Genomic DNA, 2560 nt, shown 5'->3' with positions numbered 1-2560 from the left:
GCTCGACCTGACGCGCGACCCCCTTCCCGCGGAACGGTTCGACCTCGTCTACACGCTGCTGACGATGCACCACGTCCCCGACGTGGACGCCGTGCTGCGCGCCTTCCACGCCCTCCTCGCGAACGGCGGCCACGTGGCCGTCGCCGACCTCGACGCCGAGGACGGCTCGTTCCACGGGCCGGACGAGCACGTCCACCGCGGCTTCGAGCGCGCCGACTTCGCGCGCCGGCTCGAGGCCGCCGGCTTCGCCGACGTCGCCTTCGCCACGCCGTTCGAGATCGCCAAGGGCGACCGTCTCTACCCCGTCTTTCTGGCGGTCGGCCGCAAGCGCGGCTGAACGCGGCGCCGGGCGACGCGCCCCCCGAACCGCCCCCCCGCCGGCCGCGCCCGAAGCCCCGGAGCGGTAGAGCCGCCCCGACGAACGGCGTCCCCCCCGCCCGTCGGCCGTGCGATCATGCGTCCCGTGCAGACCTGCCCCTCATGCTCGCGGCCGATCGCCCCGGACAGCAACGCCTGCCCGAGCTGCGGCGCCGCGCTCGCCGAGATCACGTCCGCCCCGACCCGCGCCGCCGACCGGTCCGCCTCCGCGGCGAGCGCGACGTCGTCCGGACCGTCCGCGACCAGCGGGGGGCGCTTCCTGCCGGGGATGGTCCTCGCCGAGCGCTACCGGATCGTCAGCCGGCTCGGCAGCGGCGGCATGGGGGAGGTCTACCGCGCCGACGACGTGAAGCTCGGCCAGACGGTCGCGCTGAAGTTCCTCCCGCCGGCGTTCGACGACGATCCCGCCCGCCTCGGCCGGCTGCTCAACGAAGTCCGCGTGGCGCGGCAGGTCGCCCACCCCAACGTCTGCCGCGTCTACGACGTGGCGGTCGCGGACAAGCTCCACTTCATCTCGATGGAATACGTGGACGGCGAGGACCTCGAAACGCTGCTCCACCGGATCGGCCGCCTGCCGCGCGAGAAGGCGCTGCAGATCTCGCGCGAGATCTGCGCCGGCCTCGCCGCGATCCACGACCAGGGGATCGTCCACCGCGACCTCAAGCCGGCCAACGTGATGATCGACGGCCGCGGCCGCGTGCGGATCACCGACTTCGGCATCGCCGGCCTCGTCGCCGAGGTCGGCGGCGAGGAGCGGCGCTCCGGGACGCCGGGCTACATGGCGCCGGAGCTGGACGAAGGGCGCGACCCGTCGGTCCGCAGCGACGTCTACTCGCTCGGCCTCGTCCTCTACGAACTCTTCACCGGCAAGCCGGCGTTCGACGAGGGGACGCGCTCCGCCCCGGCGCGGCGCCGCAACCACTCCAAGATCACCCCGCCGTCGGACATCGTCGAGAACATCGACTCCGCCGCCGAGCGGGCGATCCTCCGCTGCCTGAAGGAGGCGCCGGAGGAGCGCCCCGCCTCGGCGCTCGCCGTCGCCGCCGCGCTCCCGGGCGGGGATCCGGTGGCGATGGCGCTCGCCGCGGGGGAGACGCCGTCGCCGGAGATGGTCGCGGCCTCGGGCGCCGAAGGGCGCCTCTCGCCGCGCGCGACGTGGCTCGCGCTGCTCGGGGTGCTCGTCGCCGCCGTCGCGGCGTTCGCCCTCTCCGACGAGGCCGGCCTGCTGCGGCGCATCCCGCAGCCGAAGTCGGACGCCGTGCTGATCGACCGCGCGCAGACGATCATCCACGAAGCCGGCTACGTCGATCCGCCGGCCGGAACCGCGTTCGGCTACGGCTGGCACAAGTCGTACTTCGACTATCTGCGCGGCGCCGACGCCTCGGCGGCGCGCTGGGAGCGCCTCGCCGAGCCGCGCCCGACGTCGCTCTTCCTCTGGTACCGCCAGAGCCCGCGCAAGCTCGTCCCGCAGAACAGCATGGGGATGGCCACCGAGGAAGATCCGCCGCCGCTCACGCCCGGGATGGCCGCCGTGCTCCTCTCCGCGAACGGCGATCTGTGGCGCTTCGAGGCGGTGCCGCCGCAAATGGACGAGACGGCCGATCCGAAGGCGGAGTGCGACCTCGCGCCGCTCTTCGCCGCCGCCGGGCTCGAGTTGGCGAAGGCGCGGCCCGCCGCGACGAGCTGGGTGCCGTCGGGGTTCGGCGACGCGCGCTTCGCCTGGGACGCCGCCTACCCCGACGTGCCGTGGCAGAAGGTCCACGTAGACGCCGCTTGCTACCGCGGCCGACCGATCTACTTCAACGCGTCGTGGCCGTGGAACCCGCCGCTCCGCGCCAGGCCGTTCCAGGAGAGCGCCGGCGCGCAGGCCGCCAACGTGATCGGCCTGCTGCTCGGCGCGGCGACGCTGATCGGCGGCGCGGTGCTGGCGCGGCGCAATCTGCGGATGGGGCGCGTGGACCGGCGCGGCGCGTTCCGCCTCGCCGCGTTCGTCTTCGCGGTGCACTACGCGCGGTCGCTGCTGCTCGCCCACCACATTTCTTCGCTGGCCGACGAGTGGGCGCTCCTCGCGCGCCTCGCGGCCGACGCGCTCTTCATGGGCGCGGTCGTCTGGCTGATCTACATCGCGCTCGAGCCGCTGGTGCGCCGCCGCTGGCCGGAACGGATCGTCGCCTGGACGCGC

Annotated in this window: 2 protein-coding genes; both read left to right on the top strand. The window is 74.3% G+C overall.

Annotated features, from left to right (window positions below):
• On the top strand, positions 1-337 hold a 337-nt coding region (locus LLG88_03270; protein MCE5245927.1), incomplete at its 5' end, for a class I SAM-dependent methyltransferase.
• Between the two features lie 126 nt (positions 338-463).
• A partial coding sequence (locus tag LLG88_03265) for a serine/threonine protein kinase (protein ID MCE5245926.1) occupies positions 464-2560 on the top strand: 2097 nt, incomplete at its 3' end.

This window comes from bacterium (genome assembly GCA_021372775.1).
In the GTDB taxonomy this organism is placed as follows: domain Bacteria; phylum Acidobacteriota; class Polarisedimenticolia; order J045; family J045; genus JAJFTU01.
This window is presented reverse-complemented; position numbering and strand designations above follow the sequence as displayed.